This window comes from Roseateles sp., from assembly GCF_049240545.1.
Lineage (GTDB): Bacteria > Pseudomonadota > Gammaproteobacteria > Burkholderiales > Burkholderiaceae_C > Paucibacter_A.
In genome coordinates, this window is record NZ_JBMLSK010000054.1 from 1 (window position 1) to 1,690 (window position 1,690).

At 63.4% G+C, this 1,690-nt stretch carries 2 protein-coding genes; both read left to right on the forward strand.

Translation table 11 applies throughout. The annotated features are described in order from the left end of the window. The first annotated feature begins 147 nt into the window (after positions 1–147). A complete protein-coding gene (locus ACOVRJ_RS03540; RefSeq protein WP_422042523.1) occupies positions 148–1,347 on the forward strand; it encodes a PBSX family phage terminase large subunit in 1,200 nt (399 codons plus the stop codon). Positions 1,348–1,499: 152 nt separating this feature from the next. Continuing rightward, positions 1,500–1,690 (forward strand): hypothetical protein (locus ACOVRJ_RS03545; RefSeq protein ID WP_422042524.1); only part of this gene is annotated, 191 nt, incomplete at its 3' end.

Sequence of the window (1,690 nt, forward strand, 5' to 3'; positions counted from 1 at the left end):
GTTCAACGGCTCTGGCTCGACCGGATGCGCGGCGGTCCTTGAAGGGTTCCGCTACTTGGGGTGCGAGCTTGAGGCCGAGTACGTCGAGATCGCCCGCCGTCGCATCGCCTATTGGCAGACGCAACGGGCCGAGCCTGACCTGTTCGGATGACGCAACTCAACGTCCAGACCCCCAAAGCGTTCGGGTTCCTCTACACGCCGACCCTCGGGGGCGTCCGCTACCGCGTGGCCTTTGGCGGTCGAGGCTCTGCCAAGTCGTGGCAGTTCGCCCGCGCCTTGCTCGTCCACGGCCTCTCCCAGCCCCTCCGCATCCTCTGTGCGCGTGAGTATCAGGCATCCATCCGCGACTCGGTGCATCGGGTGTTGGCTGACCAAGTGACGCGGCTCGGCCTTGACAACTTCTACACGGTGCAAGAGTCGGCTATCCTCGGAGCCAATGGCACCGAGTTCTTGTTCAAAGGCCTTCGGCGCGACATCGCGCAGATCAAGTCCACCGAAGGCATTGACATCTGCTGGGTCGAGGAAGCCGAGGCCGTGAGCGATACGTCTTGGCGCACCCTCATCCCCACCATCCGCAAGGACAACTCCGAGATCTGGGTGACGTTCAACCCGGCGATGGAATCGGACAGCACCTATCAACGCTACATCGTCAAGACGCCAGAGCGGTCCATCGTCCGCAAAGTCTCCTACACGGACAACCCGTGGTTCCCTGCGGTGCTGAAGCAAGAGGCTGACGCTCTGCTCAAGGCCGATCCCGAAGCCTTCGAACACGTCTGGGGCGGCAAGCCGTGGGCGCGGTCGGACGCGCAGGTCTTGGCAGGCAAGTGGCGGGTGATGGACTTCGCGCCCGAGAAGGGCTGGCAGGGGCCGTACTTCGGTGCGGACTGGGGCTTCTCGCACGACCCGACCGTCCTCATTAAGTGCTACACGCACGACAACCGGCTCTACCTCGACCACGAAGCGGGCGGTATCCAGTTGGATACAGACGCCCTTGTCCGCGCCTTTGACAGCGTACCTGATGCGCGGGCCTTTGTCATCCGAGCGGACTCGGCGCGGCCCGAGACCATAGCCGAGATGAAGAAGCGCGGGTTCCGATGCGAGGGCGCACCCAAGTGGTCGGGGTCGGTGCAAGACGGCATCCAGCACCTCCGCTCCTACACCGACATCGTGATCCACCCGCGTTGCAAGCGAGCCATCGAGGAAGCGCGGCTCTGGCGCTACAAGACCGACGTCCGCACCGACGAGGTTCTGCCGCATCTGGTCAGCGGCAACGATCACGTCTGGGACGCCGTGCGGTATGCGTTAGCGCCCCTTATCAAGAAGGGGCCGTCGGTGTTTGTCGTGTAAGGGGTTGCGCCGTTGCTTGCTTTCGCGTTAGTGTTGTGCGTGGCAGACTCCTAACGCGGGGCCATCATTTGTCCGATCGCAAGTCCTTACTGTTGCGCGTGAGCGATGCGCTACGCGCCTTGTCAGGGAGCGGTGAGTCCACCCGTTCCATCATGCCGGTGACGTATCCCAACTTCCCCAACGGCATACAGCAGATGCAGTTGGTCCGTACAGCGGACCCGAGCGAGTACCGCCGCGATGGTCGCACGATCCGAGTGCAGGGCTTCAACGCCCACCCCGTCGTTCACGCGTGCATCCGCGTGGTGGCTGACATCGTAGCCTCCGTGCCGCTGGTGGTGCTGAA

Excerpts from the sequence above, each read along its gene's own strand:
- ACOVRJ_RS03540 (WP_422042523.1), top strand. The coding sequence starts at position 148 with ATGACGCAACTCAACGTCCAGACCCCCAAAGCGTTCGGGTTCCTCTAC.